Raw genomic sequence first — 20136 nt, forward strand, 5'->3', positions numbered from 1 at the left:
CAATCTAGCTACAGTCCCCACGAGGACCAGGCTTTCCCAGCTCATGCAGACGGGCGTCCCGCATTTTTCCATGCAGAGGTGCAGACCATGCCGGCCCAGCCAGCGTCCAGAATCCCTGACGAAGCCCATCAACCGCCTGACGAGCCCCTTTGGTGCAAGCGCTGCAATACAGACAAGCACCTTCTGGTGAACTCCATCCAGTCGCACTATCCACCCGCGCCCAACATGGTTGATGTCGCCTACGAGTGCCACGCCTGCAGGTACGCCTATCAACAGGTTGCGTCTGTCCAAAGGGTTGCGCTGGTACTGAACCGTCCAGGCGTCTCCCAAGGTGTGCTGCAGTTCGGCGGCCAGTATCTGCATTGCGGCGAGCCCATGAAGACCAAGAGCTGCGAGCTTCGCCGGATCCAAGCCCCCTTGGTCCTGAGGCCCGGCGGCCAGTTGAGGATGTACGAGATCCTGATCAACACCCGCATCCTCGGATGCCACTGCGGCTTCCGCATGGAGATCCCGGAATGAGGATCCGCGGCCGCAACACCAGTTCTGGAGCTACCGGGAGGGACAGCATGCACACAGAACCACAGAGGAAAGACACTTCGACAACCGGCTCGCAGCTCAGGCCGGCCAGCAGGCGGAAGCTTCCCGACCCGCCGGATCCAGATAATTTGCCCATCGACTACCGGAATTCCGGATGGGACACCACCTGGTACCCCTCGTCCGTCCCGGAAAGCCGCAGACCGCATCGCTCGTCGCGTCAAAGGAGCTCCTGACCATGAGCGAATTCCCACCGGACCCTTCGCACCCGGACCCCACCCGCGAACCCGGACCTACACCCGAGCCTGTTCCCTTGCCGGAGCCTGGACCACCGCCGGTTCCTGACCCCACACCGGGACCCGCGGTGCCATCCCCGCCCGGGCACGGGGAACCGCCCGCTCCCCTGACGTAAGGGGAGCTGGACACACCTCCTCACGCGCAGGCAACAACCGGTCACGTCCACAGACCGGATCCTGGCAAAATCCCCCAGTCAGTATCCGCACGAGGGCATGCCGCGCTACAGGGAGCACGGCATGCCCTTTGCCGTGCCCGGGGACGAAACGGATACCTCCAGCCATCTTTGTTTATGTTGATTTCTCTTGACTAACCAACATAAACAAAGATAGAGTCAAGCAATTCCACATCGTTGTGACAGCAGTCACTGAAGTGGCCGTCCTGAAGACCTGGCTTGACCGCAATGGAGGGTAAGTGTTCGCCGAAGAACGCCAGCAACTGATCTCCGCACTCGTCGCAGAGCGCGGACGGGTGAGCGTCACAGACCTTGCCGACCGTTTCAGCATCACCACTGAGACAATCCGCCGCGACCTCGCGGCCCTCGAAGTCTCCGGGAACCTGCGCCGCGTCCATGGTGGCGCGGTACCTTCCGACCGCCTGAGCACCCGCGAGGAAAGCATCCTTGAACGGGCGGTACAGCGGCAGGTGGAAAAACTCCGCATCGCAAACGCCGCCCTCGCTCTGATCCCGGAACTCACAACAGGCAGCATCCTGCTGGACGCAGGTTCCACCACGGAAACCCTTGCAGATCTGCTGGCGCAGCGGACACCCGCGGCCAACGGAAACGATGAACTCGTGGTGATTACCCACGCCATTCCGATCGCAGGAAAACTCTCCTCCACCCCGGGTATAGCACTGCAGATCCTTGGCGGCCGGGTCCGCGGGTTGACGCAAGCCGCCGTCGGGCAGTCCACGGTGGAAGCCGCGTACAAACTTCGCCCGGACATCGCTTTTGTGGGCGCCAACGGCATCCACGCAACCTTCGGCCTCAGCACCCCCGATCCTGAGGAAGCAGCGGTAAAAGCCGCCTTCGTCACCTCAGCCCGCCGCGTGGTGGCCCTGGCCGATTCTTCCAAGCTGGACTCCGAAACGCTGGTCCAGTTCGCCACCTTGAAGGATGTCGACACCTTGATTACAGACAGCCAACCATCCGCAGAACTCGCCGCGGCCTTGGCCGACGCCGGCGTAGACGTGGTGATCGCATGATCGTCACCTTGACCGCCAACCCCAGCCTGGACCGCACGGTGGAACTCCCCGGCGCCCTGGCCCGCGGCGAGGTGCAGCGCGCCGTGGCCGTCCATCAGGAATCGGGCGGAAAGGGCGTCAACGTTTCACGGGCCCTCGTGGCCTCCGGCCTCGACACCGTGGCAGTCCTTCCAGGCGCGGAATCGGACCCGGTCCTTTCCGGACTGCACGACGGCGGTGTGCCATTCGCGGCGCTGCCCATCGGCCAGGCGCTGCGCAGCAACGTCACCCTCACCGAACCGGACGGCGTCACCACCAAGATCAACGAACCCGGCCCGGAGCTGAGCGAGGAACAGCAGGAAGCCCTGATCGGGCTGCTGCTGGAACGCTCCCGCGGCGCCAGCTGGGTGGTACTCGCAGGTTCGCTCCCACCAGGAGTTCCCGCGGATTTTTACGCCACCATCGCCCGTCGGCTCCGGTCGATCCCGGATGGAACGGCCTCCCCAAGCATCGCCATTGACTCCTCCGGGGCGCCGCTTGCGGCGGCTTTGGTGGGCGATGCCTCCGGGAAGCCGGACCTCCTGAAGCCGAACGCGGAAGAGCTCGCAGAGCTTGCCGCCGCCGCCGGTTTCACCAGCGTCTCCACTGCTGACGAACTGGAAGCGGATCCGGCCAAAGCCGCTGAAGCTGCAGCCGCCGTCGTCGCCAGCGGTGTAGCCGCCGTTCTCGCAACACTCGGGTCCAAAGGAGCAATCCTGGTGACGGCGGACGGAGCGTGGTTGGCCACGCATCCGCCCATTAAAGCCGTCAGCACGGTAGGCGCCGGGGACTCTGCACTGGCCGGCTACTTGCTGGCTGCAACCCAAGGCGGCTCCGCGCAGGACTGCCTTCGTCAAGCCGTGGCACATGGTGCCGCTGCTGCCTCCCTGCCGGGCTCCACTGTCCCGGCAGTCCACCAGACAACCCCCAATGCCGTAACCATCACGGCCCTCCAGAAGGACTCACAGTGACCCAGCTGATCACAACCCAATTGGTCACCCTCGACCAAAACCTGGGCGACTCCCCTGCCGACGTCATCCGCGTCCTGGCCGGCAAAGTTGCCGCCACCGGCCGTGCTTCCGAGGTTGAAGGGCTCTTTGCCGACGCCTTCGCCCGCGAGCAGAAGACCGCAACCGGCGTCCCCGGCGGCATCGCCATCCCGCACTGCCGCTCTGCTGCGGTCCAGGAACCTGCTTTGGCCATGGCCCGGCTGTCCCACAAGGTGGACTTCGGCGCCAAGGACGGCCCGGCAGACCTGATCTTCTTCATCGCAGCCCCGGACGGCGCAGACCAGGAACACTTGAAGCTGCTGTCCAAGCTGGCCCGGTCCCTCATCAAAAAAGACTTCACGGCAGCACTGCGTGCGGCGTCTTCCCCTGAAGAGATCGTTGAACTGGTTGATGGCGCCTTGGCAGACAAGCCGGCTGCTGCACCAGCCGCTGCCGCTGCTCCCACAGAAAGCTCGACGACGACTGCCGCACCCAAGCGCATTGTGGCGGTGACCGCTTGCCCCACGGGTATTGCACACACGTACATGGCTGCTGACTCGCTGGTTGCCGCGGCCAAGGAAATGGGCGTGGACCTGCAGGTGGAGACCCAGGGTTCCTCAGGCGCCAAGCCGCTGGACCCGGCCGTGATTGCAGCAGCCGACGCGGTGATCTTCGCCGTCGACGTTGATGTTCGCGGCAAGGAGCGCTTCGCTGGCAAGCCGGTCATCAACGCTCCCGTCAAACGTGGCATCGACGAACCCACCAAGATGGTCCAGGAAGCACTTGCAGCTGCCGAGGACCCCCGCGCACGCCGCGTTCCCCATGCCGGGGCCGAAGAGCAGGCTGAGCGTGCCGAGGAGGAGAAGGGTGAACACATTGGCCAGAAGCTGAAGCGAGCACTTCTCACCGGCGTCAGCTACATGATTCCGTTCGTGGCCGGCGGTGGTTTGCTGATTGCCCTCGGCTTCCTGCTGGGCGGCTACGACATCACTGAGGTAGCGGACAAGGTGGTGCTGGAGAACAACTTCGGCAATCTGCCGGAAGGCGGACTCGCCATCTACCTTGGTGCGGTCCTGTTCAAGATCGGCGCCCTGTCCATGGGCTTCCTGGTCCCGGCATTGGCTGGATACATCGCCTACGCCATCGCCGACCGGCCCGGTATTGCACCCGGCTTCGTCGCCGGTGCTGTATCAGGCTTCATGGGCGCAGGGTTCCTCGGCGGCATCGTCGGCGGCCTCCTGGCCGGCTACGTCGCGCATCTGATCGGAACCTGGCAGGTACCCCGCTGGCTCCGTGGCCTCATGCCCGTCGTCATCATCCCGCTGCTTGCTTCCATCGTCGCGTCCGGATTGATGTTCCTGGTCCTCGGTGGTCCCATTGCCGGCCTTACGGTGGCTCTCAACAACTGGCTCACCGGCATGAGTGGCGCCTCCGCTGTAGTTCTCGGCATCATCCTTGGACTCATGATGTGCTTCGACCTCGGCGGTCCGGTCAACAAGGTTGCCTACGCCTTCGCAGTTGCCGGCCTGAGCGCGGGCAGCGCAGACAACCAGGCTCCGTGGCTGATCATGGGCACAGTGATGGCGGCCGGCATGGTTCCGCCGCTGGCCATGGCCCTTGCCACGGTCCTGAACAAGAAGCTCTTCACCCTCAACGAGCGTGAAAACGGCAAGGCGGCCTGGCTGCTGGGCGCATCCTTCATCTCCGAAGGTGCCATTCCCTTCGCTGCAGCAGACCCCCTGCGGGTCATTCCCGCCAGCATGGTGGGCGGCGCCCTGACCGGTGCACTCTGCATGGCCACGGGAGTAACTTCCCAGGCTCCCCACGGCGGTTTCTTCGTCTTCTTCGCCATTGGCAACCTGCCGATGTTCATCATCGCCATCGTGGCTGGAATGGTGGTCAGCGCGTTGGCCGTCATCGCCCTCAAGCGCTTTGCCGTCAAAAAGCCGGTGGAAGTGGAAGCCACCCCGGCAACCGCCAGCGTCTAAAACTCCGGCGTCCAAAACCCAAGCGTCTCAACCCATCAGCGGTCTAGACTTCCCACAACGCCACCTCCCACAACCGCCAGCCTTCACAAAAGGAGCACCAATGCCAGAACGTACAGCCACCATCGCAAGCCGCGTCGGCCTCCACGCCCGCCCTGCAGCCATCTTTGCCGAGGCAGCAGGGGACCTGGACCTCGATGTCACCATCGCCCGCCAGGGTGAACCCGCAGATGACGCCATGGACGCGGCCAGCATCCTGTCCCTGATGAGCCTGGGCGCCTCCCACGGTGACGTGGTGGTGCTGCGCGCCGAAGGTGAAGGTGCGGACGCCGCACTAGACAGCCTGGTGAAGATCCTGGAAACGGACCACGACGCCGAGTAGGGACACGCAACCCTCAGCGCTGCGCAAAGAGCCTGGCGACACCCGGATTCGGGTGTCGCCAGGCTCTTTTTGTGGCTGTCGGCGTCCGCAGCCACAACGGGTTATGGATCGGCGAGCTCATCGAGATGGCGAGCGAGCACGCCGGGCATCTGACTCGACTCCGGCAGTTCCCCGCTCCACAGCCCATGCATCGCGATTCCGTCAAGAAGGGCACGTAGCCGCTGCGCTTCATACTCTGGATCACGCTCGCTGTTGAACTGACCCGCTTCAGCCAGTATTTGTACCGCTGCGTGGCATGCGCGCCCTACTGCGTCGCTTAGCCTGGTCGCAGCAGGACGAAGCTCGCTGTCGGTAAGGGAGAGAACGCCGAGTTGGACTTGCGCAACCAGTTCCAAGCGTCGCTCTTGGTCGAGAGGGAGCAACTGCAGCAGCAACCCATCAACCAGCGCGCGGCCGGTCAGCTCCAGCGCGGAGACCCTGGCGGTGACCCGGTCCTCAATGAGTTGCAGGCAGTACTCCCTGAGGGCATGCTGCGTGGCAAAGGCCCGCCGCAACGAAGCGGCGGCAATGCCCGCTTCCGCCGCAACCCCGCGCACAGACAGGCCCTGGAGTCCATCACGTTCAAGGACACGTAATGAAGCCTCCGCAATCGCTGCGGTGCGTGCCTCTGCGTCGATTCTCCGGGGCATGGCGTTTCACCGCGAAGAAGAAGCAGCAGCGGGCACGGCTCGGGCGGCCTTCTTCGGCCAGATCGTGTAACTCACTGCCCAAAGGAAGTCGATGGCGAAGATGATTCCCAGAATGCGAAAGAATTCCGAGAGCGCTGAGGTTCGTTCCGCGTCGTTGACCAGCAGAATGATCGCTCCCAGGGTGGCCGCGGCGATGACCACTGCCAACGCCGTAAGGATGACATCCCGCCAGCATTTGGCCGTGTAGCGGGTTCCTGTGAGTTTTTCCGGCGCGGGGCCGCCGGAGAACCGGTGTTGGAAGTGCGCATCGGCCCATGCCACCATGCGTTTGCCGTACGCGATGGAAACGCCAATGTAGATCGCCGCCAGTCCGTGCTGCCATGAGGCTGTTCCCCCGCCCAGGAGATCGACTGCCACCAGGGCAAGCAGGACAGCATCGATCACCGGAGCAAGGATCAGGAGAGCGCTGCCAAGGCGGGGTTTCCGCAGCAGATACCGCGCTGCGAGCCCGGCGATGATCGCCACCCAGAACGCAACTTCGCACACCACGATCGCGATCAGGATCATTTACCGCTCCTCAACGTTTTTCCGGCCGAGCTTTATTAGTACGAGTGTACTCATAAAATGCGCTCGAGCGGCCGACGTCAGGACTTGGCGGCCACCTCTGGCTGCATCTTCGGCGTTTCGCCATTCAGGTAGGCCGCGATCGATGCTTCCGTGGGCTTCACGTCCTTCAGTTCTCCGGAGAGGTAGGCCTCGATAATCCGCGGATCCACATAGGATGAGCGCGCCACCGAGGGGGTGTTGCCCAGGAGTTCCGAGGCCTCCTTGATGGCCCGCACAATGGCTTGCCTGGGGGTTCCCTTGTGTCCGGACTTGATGAGGCAGAGGGCAGCGGCAGCAGTGCCCTTCCATGTCCTGAAATCCTTGGAGGTGTACGCCTCCCCTGAGATACCCCGGAGATACTCATTGATCATGGACGCGTCCACGGAGACCCACGTTCCCTCCGAGAGGTAAGCCAGCAGGCGTTCCTTGCCGGGGCGCTCGGCCAGCGGTTCCAAAAAGGCGGCCAAGGCGGGGTCGCGGATTGACTTGTCCCACAGTTGTCCGCTTTTGCCCGGAAACTTCAGGAAGACATCATGCCCTTCCACCCGGGCATGACGGCATCGAAGCGTGGTGAGCCCATAGGAGCCGTTTTGCTTCATGTAGACCTCGGAGCCAACCCGAAGGGCGCCGAGGTCCATCAGCCGCACTGCCGCGGCGAGGGTCTGTTGCCGCGGATCTTCGGTGTTCTGAAGGTGGACGGTGACGTTGCGCCGGATCGCCGGCAGGACCAGTCCCAGATTGGCGGCCCGAATGAACTTCTCGGTGTCCTTCCGCTCCCGCCACGTGGGGTGGTAAATGTACTGGCTGCGCCCTGCATCATCGACGCCCGTGGCAAGGATGTGCCCATTCTCGAAAGGACTGATCCACACATCGGTCCATGCAGGCGGGATCGCCAGCGCATTGATGCGCTGGCGATCCTCTTTGCTGACCAGGCTCCCGTCGGGGTGCCGGTAGCTGAACCCTTTTCCCACCTTACGGCGGACGATGCCGGGCTTGGACAGGTCAGTGCGCTTAAGTCGTGGCACAGTTCTTCCGCCCTACTCGTGATCGGCCCGGCCCGTTGAGTTCTAGGCCTCGTCCGGATCCGTCACTGCAGCGCCGGCGTTCATGATTTCCGCGTTGATCATCCACACCAGCTGCTCAAGGCGGGAGATGAATGCGTGCAGCAGGTCCGCCGTAGTGGGGTCTTCCTCATCCACTTCGTCATGGACATCGCGCATTGTCTGGACAGCACGCTCCACGCGGTCAGTGACCAGCTTGACCGCATTCTTGGTGTTGACCAGGCCTGCCGGGAACTCCTCCAGACGCGTGCCCTTGGCGATGGTCGCACTACGGCCATCAGGCAGGGCGTGGAGGGCCCTCATACGCTCGGCGGTGTCGTCAGCGAATTCGCGCGTGGCAACTACCAGCTCGTCCAGCTGGAGGTGAAGGTCGCGGAAGTTTGGCCCCACTATGTTCCAGTGCGCCTGCTTGCCTTGAAGCTGTAGCTCAATAAGGTCTGTCAGGACGATCTGAAGGTTGTCTGCAAGCTGCTGTGACGCTTTCATGTGTTCCTCTCATAGACGTTCATGTGAGCCTAAAACGTGCCACAAAGTTATCTGTGGCAACTGCCCAATCATCAGGTGACGACTCCAATAAGCCTTTCATAAGGAAGCTTAGTAGTACAATGGGAACAGTTAGTGTTCACGACTGGCGAACCCGCACTCCGGAGGACCGCCGGCAGGCAATAACGGCAAAGGCACTTTGAGGCGGCGGAACGCCTCCAAGTACCGGCATAACTCAATCGAAGTAATCGGAATGCATAGTTGGGAACCGGCGACATTAGTCAAAGATTCCCCCAGAAAGGAATGTGCTGACCATGAATACACTTCTGATCATTGCTGGTGTAGTAGCAATTGTTCTTCTCTTGGTAGGCGGCTTTACCGAAGCACTGAGCTGGCTTCTGTGGGTAGGCGTCGTCCTCCTCGTCGTCGCAGCCATTGGCTGGCTGCTGAGCTTTATGTCGGGCCGCAGGGGACATACGGTCTAGACGGGACAGGGTCGAACGCCGGAGGCAGTGCCTCCGGCGTTCCTGCTCTCCACGCCGAACCATTTCCAGCGCCGAGCCGGTCCCACGCCGCAGCAACGCCCGCCCTGAACTACTCCCGGACCGGGCCATCACCGGTGGCCGGGGGCGGCGGGGCAGCATCAGGGTCCTTTGGCGTCGGGAACTCGTCGCCGGGAGCGTCAGGCACCCCCTGAGCGGGCCGCTCCGGAGTCTCGCGTTGATCTCCCTGGCCAGGCACTTCCTGTTCGGGGGTAGGCGTTCCGTAACCCCCGGGTTCGTTGTCCGGGTCTACCCGGTGATCGTCCTGACTCATTGTTCCTCCTTGAAAATCCGGCGAGGCCCCGATAAAGAAATCGAGGAATGCTGACAGTTCCGACCGTAGCCCGGTGCTTGGTCGGCGTCCACAGAAACCACCACGGAGGTGCCTAGATGGTTGAGCCGGAGCAGGCTCCCAGAATCGGCAGGAACGAGTCCACCGAGGAACGGATGGACCGCAACTGGATGGAATTGATCCAGGAGTTACGGGTTCTCCAAACGGGGGTGCAAATCCTTGGCGGCTTCCTGCTCACGCTCCCCTTTCAGGAACGATTCGAACTCCTGGACGACTGGCAGCGGAGCCTGTACCTGTTCAACGTGATGGTGGCAGCGCTGACCACCGTCCTGATTGTGCTGCCCGTCAGTGTTCATCGCCGCCTGTTCCGCAGGGGGCTCAAGGCCACCTTGGTCTCCAGCGCCGACGTTGTGACCAAGTGGGCGCTGGCCGGCGTGGCCTTGTTGATTGTTGGCTCCGCCACTCTGGTTTTCGACTTTACCGCTGGACGGACCGCCGGGCTTGTTGCAGCCGGATTCATCGTCCTGGTGCTGCTGCTCCTGGTGGTGGGAACGCCGCTGTGGCTGCACCGCCGGGCCGTCCGGAACGGCAGTGGCAACAACGGGACGGCAAAGGAAGAGTGAGTGGGATGCTGCGACCCGCTAGGCACAACCACAGTTCCGGCAACGACACCAAGCCCCCGCGTCACTGGGTCAAGGATCACGGCTTGCTGCTGGTCAATGCAGGCCTGTTCGTCGTCTTCCTCGGAGGAATGATCCTCTCAGGAGCTGCCAATCACAGCGAGGAACAGCAAGCACACGGTGGGCCGGCAACCGGTGTATCGGATTTTCTGACATCAGGCAGCTTCTGGGAAGCGATTTTTGAGAACTGGGAATCGGAGTTCCTTCAGATGGCCATGTATGTGGTCCTGACGGTTTTCCTGTTCCAGCGCGGCTCTTCGGAATCCAAGCCTGTGGATAAGGACGCACCCCAGGACGAGGATCCCCGCGATGCCAAAATGTCCGCCAAGACCCCATGGCCGGTCAGGCGGGGCGGTTGGGTTCTGAAGGTCTACGAGCACTCGTTGTCTGGCCTGCTGGGCCTTCTTTTCCTGCTCTCCTTCACCCTGCACGCCGTAGGCGGTGCGGCCGCTTACAACGACGAACAGCTCAGCCATGGTCTCCCGGAGGTCTCCGCTTGGGAGTACATCGGTTCCAGCCAATTCTGGTTTGAGTCCTTCCAAAACTGGCAAAGCGAGTTCCTGGCCGTAGCCGTTTTGGTGGGCGCTTCTGTGTACCTTCGAGAGAGGGGCTCGCCGGAATCAAAGCCCGTGGCAGAGCCGCACTACGAGACGGGCACCTAGCCGATAAGGACAAAGGAACCATGCCAGGAAAGAAGAATTCCAGCGGTTGAAAGCCCGCCGAGGAACTTTTCCCCAAACGCTGTTCACACCAGAAGAAAACAAAGCCCATTTCCACGTTGCGGAATCACTAAAGGCAAGAGAAAACAGATGACGACGCCGGTTCAGGCCTTTTTCTTGGCCCGCGCCTTTGGCTTGCTGGCAGTTTTGGCGGCGGCAGCGCCGTCGTCGTCCGCTTTTTCCTTGCCGCGCTTCTTGTCCAGGCTGCGCTTGAGGGCCTCCATGAGGTCGATGACGTCGCCGCCTTCTCCTTCGCCCTCAACAACGCCGAATGTGGCCTCAGTGTCCAGCGCCTCACCCTTGTCCAGCTTGGCCTCGATCAACGTCTTCAACTGCACCTGGTAGTCATCGGTGTACTCATCGGGATCAAAGTCATGAGCCATGGATTCCACCAGGGCGGAAGACATCTCCAGTTCCTTGTCCGAAATCTTGATGTCGCTCTCAAGGGAGGGGAATTTGGCTTCACGGACTTCGTCGCCCCACAGCAATGCCTGCAGCAGCAGCACATCACCCCGAACCCGCAGCGCACCCAAACGGGTCTTCTGCCGCAGCGCGTACTGGACAATGGCAATCCTGTCCGTGTCCTCCAACGTCTGCCTCAGCAACATGTAAGCCTTGGGCGATTTGGAATCCGGCTCCAGGAAATAGCTGCGTTCATACATGATGGGGTCCAGTTGCTCTGCGGGGATGAACTCCACCACCTCAATTTCGCGGCTGTTCTCCTCCGGCAACGACTTCAATTCCGCGGACGTCAGGACAACGGTGCGGCCCTCTTCTTCGTAGGCCTTGTCAATGTCCTCGTACGCCACAACGTCGCCACAAATTTCGCATTTGCGCTGGTACCGAATACGCCCGCCGTCCTTGTTGTGGACTTGGTGCAGGCTAATATCGTGATCCTCCGTGGCACTGTAGAGCTTCACTGGTACGTTGACCAGACCGAACGCGATAGATCCCTTCCAGATGGCCCTCATGCACCCAGTCAACAGCACAACACAGCAGAGGAGAAGAGGTGGCAGGCAAACAACAGGAGCGCGTGAACGTGGAAGGCCACGAACTCACCCTCACCAACCTGGGGAAAATCATCTACCCGGAAACCGGGACCACCAAGGCCGAAGTGCTGGAGTACTACGCCGCCGTCGCTCCTTTCCTCATTCCCGCGGCGGCCAACAGGCCGGTGACCCGGAAGCGGTGGGTCAACGGAGTGGGCACTGCTGAGGATCCCGGGCAGGTGTTCTTCCAGAAAAACCTTGAGGACTCCGCACCCCGGTGGATTCCCCGTGCCGCCATTCAGCATTCGGACCACGCCAACGTTTACCCCATGGTCAACAACCTGGCCACGCTGACGTGGATGGCCCAGATCGCCTCGCTGGAAATCCACGTTCCGCAGTGGCAAGTGGATCCTTCAGGGAAACCGCTCCGCCCCGACCGCTTGGTCCTGGACCTTGACCCCGGTCCCGGGGCGGGACTGCCCGAGTGCGTTGAGGTGGCCAAGCTGGCCCGTTCCATCCTGCAGGACATGGGCATGGACCCTGTCCCCGTCACCAGCGGCAGTAAAGGCATCCACCTCTACACTGGCCTCGATGGGACCCTGAAGTCCGAGCAGGTGTCCGCCTTCGCCAAAGAGCTTGCCCGCGCACTGGAGTCCGACCACCCCGAACTGGTGGTCAGCGACATGAAAAAGTCCCTCCGCCACGGCAAGGTGCTGGTGGACTGGAGCCAGAACAGCGGGAACAAAACCACCATCGTTCCCTACTCACTCCGCGGCAAGGCGCGCCCTACCGTGGCAGCACCGCGTACGTGGCGTGAACTCACCTCCGCGTCGCTGGAGCACTTGGACTTTCTGGCCGTGATGAAGCGCGTCAAGACGGGCAAAGACCACTTCGCACCGATTTCCGGGCGGCACCTTCCGCCCCACGGCGAGGATGAGAAGGACGACGACGGTGCTGCCGCAGGCGGTTCGGGCAGCGGCGCCGCCAGGGAACGCGTGGTGACAGTGGAGAGCCGTCTCGCCAAGTACGTTGGGATGCGCGATCCGGGCAGGACCCCGGAGCCGTTTCCCTCGTCGTCGGCTGCCAACGCCTCCCAGCAAACCGGCACCTCGTCATCTGACCAGCCAAAACCAGGCGACCCGCCGCCACCCGGCGGTATCTTCGTGATCCAGGAGCACCACGCGCGCCGCTATCATCTGGACCTGCGGTTGGAGCACAACGGCGTCCTGGCGTCGTGGGCCCTGCCCCGCGGCGTGCCGGAAACGCCCGACCGGAACAATCTGGCCGTGCATACGGAAGACCACCCCATGGAGTACGCGACCTTCTCCGGCGTCATCCCCAAGGGCGAGTACGGGGCAGGGACCATGACCATTTGGGACCGCGGCGAGTATACGTGCGAGAAATGGCGTGACGGCAAGGAAGTCATTGCCACACTGACTGGCGAGCCTGGCGGCGGCCTCGGCGGTACCAAACGGTTCGCGCTGATCAACACGGGTCAGAACTGGCTGATTCACCTGATGAAGGAGCAGCCTGGAGCACGGAAGGGCGTACCGGCCAGCCATGCGAAGCCCTCACCGGCCCAACCGCCTGCCGGGCCGGCCGCACCCCAACCCGTACCGAACTACGCCCCCATGCTGGCCACCTCGGGGACCACGGACGATCTCCGCGGCGACGGTTGGCTGTATGAGCTGAAATGGGACGGGATCCGTGCCATCATCACGGGCACCGAGGGGGAAATCCGGCTTATGAGCCGCAACGGAAATAACCTCACAGCAACTTACCCGGAGCTTACTGACCGCGGCTGTTGGCCCGACGGAAATTTCGTGGCTGACGGCGAAATCGTGGCGCTCGGCAAAGGGAACAGGCCGGATTTCGGGCGGCTGCAGCAGCGGATGAACCTGGTCAAAACCGCAGACATTGAGCGGGCACGGGCAGCTGTGCCGGTTCAGCTCATGCTGTTCGACCTTCTTTACGACGGCGGCACGGACCTGAGCGGGCTGCCGTTCCGTGATCGCCGCGAGAGGCTTTCGGGGTTTGCGGCGCGCCTGCGCAAAGGCTGCCCGCTGCATTTGTCTGCCGTCCTGGATCACGACGTGGACGACCTCATGGCCAGCGCCGCTGAGCTTGGCCTGGAAGGTGTGATGGCGAAGAAGGCCGACAGCCGCTACGTCATTGGGCGCCGCAGCAGGTCCTGGCTCAAGCTCAAGCTGGAGCAGAGCCAAGAGGTGGTGGTCGGTGGCTGGCGTCCCGGCGCAGGTGCCCGAAGCGGAACGTTCGGTTCCCTCTTGTTGGGCATCCCGGACGGCGACAAGCTGCACTATGTGGGCAGGGTTGGAAGCGGGTTCAAGGATTGGCAGCTGCGGGACATTATGGAGAAGCTGGAGCCCCACGTGGTGAGCGCCTCTCCCTTTGCCGACATCCCCCGTGAGGACGCGGCAGGTGCCACATGGGTCAGCCCTGGGCTGGTGGCTGAGGTGACCTTCGGAGAATGGACGGGACCCGGCCGGCTACGGCACCCCGTGTGGCGCGGCTGGCGCCCGGACAAGTCCCCTTCAGACGTCAGCCAGCCCAACTGAGTCGCAGATAACGCTCTATTGAAGGTTCAGTAGGACGTTTGCTGTTACTCAGTTGGGCTGGCTACGCAGGGGTGGTGCCGTGCGGGTAACGCTAGGAGGAGTGCGGCATTTGCGGGCGGCTGGTCCTGTGGATGGCCGTCACAGCTGCCCCTTGGCCCATGCGGCCGTGGGCTTGGTCGCGCTCCTTCGGGTGGCGGCGTTTACCGTTACCGTCCGGCCACTGCCTGCCCTGGTCACCGCCAAGTGCAACGGCGATGGTGGTCGGCTCGGGCATCGGGGCCATGTCCATGGACTCCACCAAGTGGCTTGCAACCTCAGGATTGATGCGTTCGGAATCGTAGTTCGCAGTCATGGTTCTTCCTTTCCAGTGTGCCTGTCCGCAGGTTTTACCAGCGGACCTTCTTCTCGGTCTTAGCCTGCTTGCCGCTGGCCGAGGTGGGCTTGTGCCCCTTGCCGGTGCTCTGCCAGCCGGCCGGTGCACCGCCCCTGGATTTGCTGGCCAGCATGGCCTTCTGGGCATCGGTCAGCTTGGACTTGATGCCGCCGGATACCGGAGTTTTGGCTGAGCTTCCCGGTGATGGGGTCTCGGGGGTGTTGTTTTCGGAAGGGTTGGCAGTCATTCGTGGACTCCTTAAGTCTGAGTCCTGAAGAGACACGTATCCCATGTCGTTGCGGTTCGGGAAAAAGGCGTCGAGAACGGGAACGGCATGGAGGCTGGGCCTCAACAGGCGTGGATTTTTGTCAGATGAAACGCGGCTGTGCCGTTACGGGCAGAGGCCGGTCTACTCAAAAATCAGTGTTCCCATGCTTCATACCCTAACCAAGTCCCGGCAGATTTGTGAACCCCTCACCTGCAGCGACTTCCAACCCGACGTCCAATCCACCTTCCGGCCCACCAGTCTTCCTCGGCTAGCATGGCAAACGTGACCCGGAGAGCATCCATCGCCACCACACTTCGTGCAGCGGGCTGCGTTTTCGCGGAGGACGAGGCCCGCCTCCTCCTGGAGGCCGCCAACCATCCGGACGAGCTCAACCGCATGGTGGAACAGAGAGTCAGTGGACAGCCTCTTGAGCACATTGTGGGCTGGACAGAGTTTTGCGGGACGCGCATGGCTGTGCAGCCCGGCGTGTTCGTTCCGCGGCGCCGGACGGAGTTCCTGGTGCGCCGGGCGGCCCTGATCGCCAAGCCAGGTGCCGTCGTCGTCGATCTCTGCTGCGGTTCGGGGGCAATAGGTGCGGCCGTGAGCGACCTTCTGGGGAGCTGCGAGCTGCACGCGGCGGACATCGACCCCGCTGCAGTCCACTGCGCACGCCGCAACGTTGAGCCCCGTGGCGGAATGGTCCATCAGGGCGATCTTTATGCCGCACTCCCCCGTGAACTACTGGGGCGTGTGGACGTGCTGCTCGCGAACGCGCCGTATGTTCCCACGGACTCCATCAGCATGATGCCGCCGGAGGCGCGGCTTCACGAGCCGCTGGTGGCGCTCGACGGCGGCGCTGACGGTTTGGCTGTCCAGCGTCGGGTTGCCGAGGGGGCGGCTGAGTGGCTGGCGCCGGGTGGGTCGCTGTTGGTGGAAACGTCGGAAACACAGGCGTCCGGGACGGCCGGGATTATGGCGGGGGCCGGCCTGCTTCCGAGGGTGGTTTCAGACGAGGATCTCGACGCTGCGCTGGTCCTCGGATCACCTGATCCATCAGCTTTTAGGCCCGAATCGGGCCCGTTAAGTGGGCTCAGCTAAACAATTTGGTAACAAGGTGCTCCGGAGGGCAAAAACAGGCCGGGATCCGCATGATTACGGGGCAAGAACGGGCAATGAGATGCAACACACCTAGGCAAATTGCACCCTCAAACGGCCCAAAAATCCGATCTCAACTCGGGTTTTCCGCCGAAACCCCGTAAAATTGAAGGCCTGCCCAGAGCGGGGCAGCAGAAGTCGCAAGCAAATGACCTCCCTAGGAGAAGCCCAAATGCCCACAGACCAAAGCAACACCGTCTCTCCGGATGGCGCAAGGAACGCCACCGGGAACCAGGTATTGGCAGGCCCAACCCCGGCCGCCACAGATGCAGTAAAGAACGCAACGAAGAAAACGAAGCTTCGCCCGAAGCGCCGGCTCAAAGAGTCCGACGTCAACGTGGTGAACAAGCCGATGCTGCGCAAAGCACTCGGCGGCACGATCGTCGGCAACACCATGGAATGGTACGACGTCGGCGTGTTCGGCTACCTCATCACCACCATGGGCCCTGTCTTCCTGCCGGAAGCAGACAAGTCCGTCCAAACACTCTTCCTTCTGGGCACCTTCGCCGCAACCTTCATCGCACGCCCCCTCGGTGGCGTGGTGTTCGGTTGGCTTGGCGACAAGGTTGGCCGACAGAAGGTGCTCGCAGCAACACTGATGCTGATGGCGGCAAGTACGTTCGCCGTCGGCCTCCTTCCCGGCTATGCGCAGATCGGCATCTGGGCCGCCGCGTTGCTGGTCATCCTGAAGCTCATCCAGGGCTTCTCCACCGGTGGCGAGTACGCCGGTGCCACCACCTTTGTCAGCGAGTACGCCCCGGACAAGCGCCGCGGCTACTTTGCCAGCTTCCTTGATATGGGCAGCTACATTGGCTTCGCCCTCGGCGCCGCCCTGGTTTCGGTCCTGCAGCTCACGCTGGGACAGGCCGCCATGGAGGAGTGGGGCTGGAGGATTCCGTTCCTGATCGCTGGTCCGCTGGGCCTCATCGCGGTGTACTTCCGTAGCAAGATCGAGGAATCCCCCCAGTTCCAGGCCACCTTGGACGCCCAGGAGGCCTCTGCCAAGGATGCAGCGTCACAGGACGCTGCAGTCGCCAAGGGACCCATCGGAATCGTCAAGGCCTACTGGCGCCAGATCGTGCTGGCCATGATCCTGGCCGCAGCTGCCAACACTGTTGGCTACGCACTGACCTCCTACATGCCCACGTACCTCACGGATTCCAAGGGCTACGACCCCGTCCACGGCACCCTGCTGACCATCCCGGTCCTGGTGATCATGGCTGTTTGTATTCCACTGACCGGCAAGCTCTCTGACCGCATCGGACGCCGTCCGGTGCTGTGGGTAGGCGCAGGCAGCACCATCGTCTTCTCGGTACCTGCGTTCATGCTGATCGGCATTGGCGAGATCTGGTCCACGCTGGCCGGCCTTGCCCTGATCGCTTTCCCTGTGACGTTCTACATCGCCAACCTGGCCTCGGCCCTGCCGGCACTGTTCCCGACGTCCAGCCGCTATGGCGGAATGGGCATCGCGTACAACTTCTCGGTGGCGATCTTCGGCGGAACCACGCCGTTCATCGTCCAGGGCCTGATCGAGGGCACCGGCGATGACATGATGCCGGCGTACTACCTGATGGCCACATCCATCGTGGGTGCCATCGCCATCTACTTCCTCCGTGAATCCGCCCAGCGTCCCCTGCCGGGCTCCATGCCCAGCGTGGACACCCAGGCTGAAGCACGCGAGCTTGTAGCAACCCAGGACACCAACCCGCTCATCAACCTGGACGAGATGCCGTTCGACGGCCAGCCCATTGATGACGCAGTGTTCGGCAAAGGCAACAAGGACCTGACCCCCGCTTAGGAATTCTTTGCCTGCAACTTCTGCGCAGTGACGACTACTGCAAGCGATTCAGATAGTTCGCGGCAGCTTGCCGCCCACCGTAGCCACCACCCCCAAGGCGCTCTCCTTGAGGTTGGTGGCTACGGCTGTTAAGAGGGCACGACGGCGGTGCCCGCCTCAGGATTGCAGCAAGCCTTTGACGGCCTCGCCGATGATCCTGGCACCTTCAGGGAAACCACCCGGGTTGGGGCCGGCGTAGTTGAGCCGAATGTAGGGTCCCTCCGGTTCCGCGGGGAACCACTCCGTGCCGGCGGCAATGAGCACCCCGGATGCCTCACAATCCTTGGTGAGACGTTCGACGTCGAACCCGTCCGGCATTCGCAGCCACAGATTCAAGCCACCCTTGGGCAGGTGGCTGAGGTGCGCTTGCGGGACGTGCTCGCGGAGGCTGGTGACCAAGAGGTCGCGGCGTGACTGCAGTTGATGGCTGAGTCCGCGAAGGTGCGTTTGCCACCCGGGCTGGGTGACGACGTCGAGCGCTGCCGCCTGAAGCACCCCACTGACGTACATGGATTCGGCGGCCTGCGCGCCCATGATTCGTTCGCGCGCCGGTCCCCGGGCGATGATCGCTGCGACGCGGATGGACGGGGAAACGCTCTTGGTCAGGGAACGGATGTAGACCACGTGGCCGGAGTCGTCCTTGGCAGCGAGCGGGACCGACGGTGCGGTGATGCCGAAGTCGTGCGCCCAGTCATCCTCCACGAGGAAAGCTCCGTGCCGCTGGACGATCCGCAGGACTTCCTCGCCCCGTTCCGCCGACCATTGCGCTCCCGTGGGATTCGCGAAGTTGGGTTGCGCGTAGAACATCCGCGCTCCGGATTCTTCAAAGGCCCTCTCCAGCTCATCCGGGTCAGGCCCCTCCGGGCCGCTGGGGACAGGGATGACATTGACGCCTGCCTGGCCCGCTGCCAGCAGCGCGCCCCAGTAACTGGGCGACTCCACCAGCAGCGGCTGTCCGTGTCCCACCAGTCCCCGGAAAATGGAGCTGAGCCCGCTTTGGCTCCCGGGCAGAATCACGACGTCGCTCGGCTGGGGCGGAGTCACGCCCACCGGGGTTGAGGTACTGAGTTCCTGCGCGAACCAGGTCTGGAGTTCGGGCAAGCCCTGCGCCGGCGGCCGGGACAGGGCGGCATCTCCCCTGGCGGCCCTTGTCAGCGCGGCTCGAACAAGCCTCTCGGGCAACAGTTCGCGGGAAGGGTAACCGGAGTGGAACGCGATGACGTCATTGGTAGCGCTCCGCATCGCGGCAGAGTTCAGGGGCCGCGCGGCCTGGGCTGACCGCAAGGCAGCTGTTTGCCAGCCGTAGTCGGAGGGCCTCGCAGTGCGGTAGGCCCGCACGAAAGTTCCGACCCCGGGACGGCTTTCAATCAGACCCTGCGCCGTGAGTGTCCGCAGCGCTTTCTGCACAGTGACCGGACTGGCCTGATACTCGGCCACGAGTTGGCGCGTTGATGGCAGTTTGGCCCCCGGGGCAGCGCTTGCGATCCATTCTTTTACTCGCGAGACAATCCGAGAACTGCTATCGTTGTTCATGAGTCCTAATAGTAGCGCTACTACACTTTCGCGGCCAGTGGTATCCACCCGGACTTCGACCGGAATCTGGTGGGGCCTCCTCGGCGTCGTCGCCTTCTCTTTCACCGTTCCGCTCACCCGGGTAGCTGTGGAAGGCATGTCCCCCCTGTTCATCGGAGCGGGCCGGGCCGTGGTTGCCGCCCTTCTTGCCGCACTCGCCCTGGCCTTCACCCGGCAACGGTTTCCGCGCGGCACGCAGTGGATCCGCCTGGCGGTGGTTGCCGGCGGAATTGTGGCGGGGTTCCCCCTGCTGACTACCTTCGCTCTGACCAGTACCTCCGCGAGCCACGGGGCAATCGTCATCGCCCTGCTGCCTGCGGCCACGGCCACCGTGGCGGTACTGCGCGGGCGCGAGCGTCCACGGCTCCTCTTCTGGATCCTCACGGCCGTGGGCGTCGTTGCTGCCCTCGTGTTTGCCTTGGTTCAATCCGGTGGTTTTGGCTCGCTTCATTGGGCCGACCTCCTGCTGCTCGGAGCCGTGGTTGCTGCAGCCATTGGCTATGCGGAAGGTGGATTGCTGGCCCGGGAGCTCGGCTCCTGGCAAACCATCTCGTGGGCGCTGGTGGTGGCTGCTCCCGCCATGATCCTGTTGACCCTCGTTTCCCTGGGCTCCGGCATGCCACAAGCCACACCGCTCCAGTGGTTGTCCTTCGCCTACCTCGGTGTGGTGAGCATGTTCCTCGGCTTCTTCGCCTGGTACCGCGGCCTGGCCATCGGGCCCATGGCGCAGGTCAGCCAGATCCAACTCGTCCAACCCGTGATGACCATCGCGTGGGCCGGCCTTCTCCTGGGCGAACCGCTGACGTGGACCACCGTGGTGGGTGGCCTCGCAGTGATCCTTTGCGCCGGAGCCGCTGTCCGCGTCAGGCTAAGGAAGTAGGAAAAC

Annotated in this window: 21 protein-coding genes; 12 read left to right on the forward strand and 9 right to left on the reverse strand. The window is 63.0% G+C overall.

Annotation, left to right across the window (positions count from 1 at the left end; genetic code table 11):
* Positions 1-87: 87 nt before the first annotated feature.
* The 5 genes from WBN73_RS15195 to WBN73_RS15215 all read left to right on the forward strand — a co-directional run bounded on the left by WBN73_RS15195 (position 88) and on the right by WBN73_RS15215 (position 5408).
* Positions 88-519 (forward strand): hypothetical protein, encoded by a 432-nt coding sequence (locus WBN73_RS15195; protein ID WP_337340730.1) that lies wholly within the window; start codon positions 88-90, stop codon positions 517-519.
* A 723-nt stretch (positions 520-1242) separates the two neighbouring features.
* Positions 1243-2034 carry a DeoR/GlpR family DNA-binding transcription regulator gene (locus WBN73_RS15200; protein WP_280626056.1) on the forward strand — a complete coding sequence of 264 codons (792 nt, stop codon included), beginning with the start codon at positions 1243-1245 and terminating at the stop codon, positions 2032-2034.
* Complete coding sequence (locus WBN73_RS15205; RefSeq protein WP_337340729.1) at positions 2031-3023, forward strand: 1-phosphofructokinase family hexose kinase; 993 nt, start codon at positions 2031-2033, stop codon at positions 3021-3023. The genes WBN73_RS15200 and WBN73_RS15205 overlap by 4 nt, the downstream gene beginning before the upstream one ends.
* Positions 3020-5029 (forward strand): PTS fructose transporter subunit IIABC, encoded by a 2010-nt coding sequence (locus WBN73_RS15210; RefSeq protein ID WP_280626052.1) that lies wholly within the window; start codon positions 3020-3022, stop codon positions 5027-5029. Before WBN73_RS15205 ends, WBN73_RS15210 begins: the two co-directional genes overlap by 4 nt.
* Before the next feature lie 100 nt (positions 5030-5129).
* Positions 5130-5408: an HPr family phosphocarrier protein gene (locus tag WBN73_RS15215; protein ID WP_017197107.1), complete on the forward strand. Its 279-nt coding sequence runs from the start codon at positions 5130-5132 to the stop codon at positions 5406-5408.
* Between the two features lie 101 nt (positions 5409-5509).
* Here the strand turns inward: WBN73_RS15215 and WBN73_RS15220 are convergent, their stop codons facing one another.
* From WBN73_RS15220 to WBN73_RS15235, 4 genes are all read right to left on the reverse strand, one after another.
* Positions 5510-6097, reverse strand: coding sequence for a TetR/AcrR family transcriptional regulator (locus WBN73_RS15220; RefSeq protein ID WP_207595917.1), 588 nt, complete (start codon positions 6095-6097; stop codon positions 5510-5512).
* A gap of 6 nt (positions 6098-6103) precedes the next feature.
* Entirely contained in the window at positions 6104-6664 is a 561-nt protein-coding gene (locus WBN73_RS15225; RefSeq protein ID WP_207595915.1) for a hypothetical protein, read from the reverse strand.
* A 77-nt stretch (positions 6665-6741) separates the two neighbouring features.
* A complete protein-coding gene (locus WBN73_RS15230; protein WP_337340728.1) occupies positions 6742-7728 on the reverse strand; it encodes a DNA topoisomerase IB in 987 nt (328 codons plus the stop codon).
* A gap of 42 nt (positions 7729-7770) precedes the next feature.
* On the reverse strand, positions 7771-8250 hold the full coding sequence (locus WBN73_RS15235) for a Dps family protein (RefSeq protein ID WP_024819119.1): 480 nt from the start codon (positions 8248-8250) through the stop codon (positions 7771-7773).
* Positions 8251-8561: 311 nt separating this feature from the next.
* Here WBN73_RS15235 and WBN73_RS15240 point away from each other — a divergent pair, with 311 nt between their 5' ends.
* The gene (locus WBN73_RS15240) at positions 8562-8732 is read left to right on the forward strand and encodes a hypothetical protein (protein WP_207595912.1); all 171 of its coding nucleotides are present in this window, start codon (positions 8562-8564) and stop codon (positions 8730-8732) included.
* Positions 8733-8841: 109 nt separating this feature from the next.
* Here WBN73_RS15240 and WBN73_RS15245 read toward each other — a convergent pair whose 3' ends face one another.
* A complete protein-coding gene (locus tag WBN73_RS15245) occupies positions 8842-9063 on the reverse strand; it encodes a hypothetical protein (protein WP_280626038.1) in 222 nt (73 codons plus the stop codon).
* Between the two features lie 116 nt (positions 9064-9179).
* On the opposite strand from WBN73_RS15245, the gene WBN73_RS15250 reads away from it, so the two are divergent.
* The gene (locus WBN73_RS15250; protein ID WP_207595908.1) at positions 9180-9704 is read left to right on the forward strand and encodes a DUF6328 family protein; all 525 of its coding nucleotides are present in this window, start codon (positions 9180-9182) and stop codon (positions 9702-9704) included.
* 5 nt (positions 9705-9709) lie between these two features.
* Positions 9710-10423 carry a DUF6766 family protein gene (locus WBN73_RS15255; RefSeq protein WP_337340727.1) on the forward strand — a complete coding sequence of 238 codons (714 nt, stop codon included), beginning with the start codon at positions 9710-9712 and terminating at the stop codon, positions 10421-10423.
* A 161-nt stretch (positions 10424-10584) separates the two neighbouring features.
* Here WBN73_RS15255 and ku read toward each other — a convergent pair whose 3' ends face one another.
* On the reverse strand, positions 10585-11451 hold the full coding sequence (gene ku, locus WBN73_RS15260) for a non-homologous end joining protein Ku (RefSeq protein WP_207595905.1): 867 nt from the start codon (positions 11449-11451) through the stop codon (positions 10585-10587).
* Between the two features lie 38 nt (positions 11452-11489).
* On the opposite strand from ku, the gene WBN73_RS15265 reads away from it, so the two are divergent.
* Positions 11490-14045, forward strand: a complete 2556-nt coding sequence (locus tag WBN73_RS15265) for an ATP-dependent DNA ligase (RefSeq protein WP_337340726.1) — start codon at positions 11490-11492, stop codon at positions 14043-14045.
* 91 nt (positions 14046-14136) lie between these two features.
* Here WBN73_RS15265 and WBN73_RS15270 read toward each other — a convergent pair whose 3' ends face one another.
* Complete coding sequence (locus WBN73_RS15270) at positions 14137-14397, reverse strand: hypothetical protein (RefSeq protein ID WP_207595896.1); 261 nt, start codon at positions 14395-14397, stop codon at positions 14137-14139.
* A 34-nt stretch (positions 14398-14431) separates the two neighbouring features.
* Positions 14432-14665: a hypothetical protein gene (locus tag WBN73_RS15275; protein ID WP_337340725.1), complete on the reverse strand. Its 234-nt coding sequence runs from the start codon at positions 14663-14665 to the stop codon at positions 14432-14434.
* A 294-nt stretch (positions 14666-14959) separates the two neighbouring features.
* Between WBN73_RS15275 and WBN73_RS15280 the strand changes: the two genes are divergently transcribed.
* Both WBN73_RS15280 and WBN73_RS15285 read left to right on the forward strand, forming a co-directional pair.
* The gene (locus WBN73_RS15280) at positions 14960-15784 is read left to right on the forward strand and encodes a putative protein N(5)-glutamine methyltransferase (RefSeq protein WP_207595893.1); all 825 of its coding nucleotides are present in this window, start codon (positions 14960-14962) and stop codon (positions 15782-15784) included.
* A 229-nt stretch (positions 15785-16013) separates the two neighbouring features.
* Positions 16014-17639: an MFS transporter gene (locus WBN73_RS15285; protein WP_207595890.1), complete on the forward strand. Its 1626-nt coding sequence runs from the start codon at positions 16014-16016 to the stop codon at positions 17637-17639.
* 156 nt (positions 17640-17795) lie between these two features.
* On the opposite strand, the gene WBN73_RS15290 is transcribed toward WBN73_RS15285, so the two are convergent.
* Positions 17796-19211, reverse strand: coding sequence for an aminotransferase-like domain-containing protein (locus tag WBN73_RS15290; RefSeq protein WP_207595889.1), 1416 nt, complete (start codon positions 19209-19211; stop codon positions 17796-17798).
* Between WBN73_RS15290 and WBN73_RS15295 the strand changes: the two genes are divergently transcribed.
* The gene (locus WBN73_RS15295; protein WP_207595888.1) at positions 19210-20130 is read left to right on the forward strand and encodes a DMT family transporter; all 921 of its coding nucleotides are present in this window, start codon (positions 19210-19212) and stop codon (positions 20128-20130) included. The two genes, WBN73_RS15290 and WBN73_RS15295, sit on opposite strands and share 2 nt — an antisense overlap.
* Positions 20131-20136 lie beyond the last annotated feature (6 nt).

The sequence above is a fragment of the Paenarthrobacter sp. CCNWLY172 genome (genome assembly GCF_037402035.1).
Taxonomy (GTDB): Bacteria; Actinomycetota; Actinomycetes; order Actinomycetales; family Micrococcaceae; genus Arthrobacter.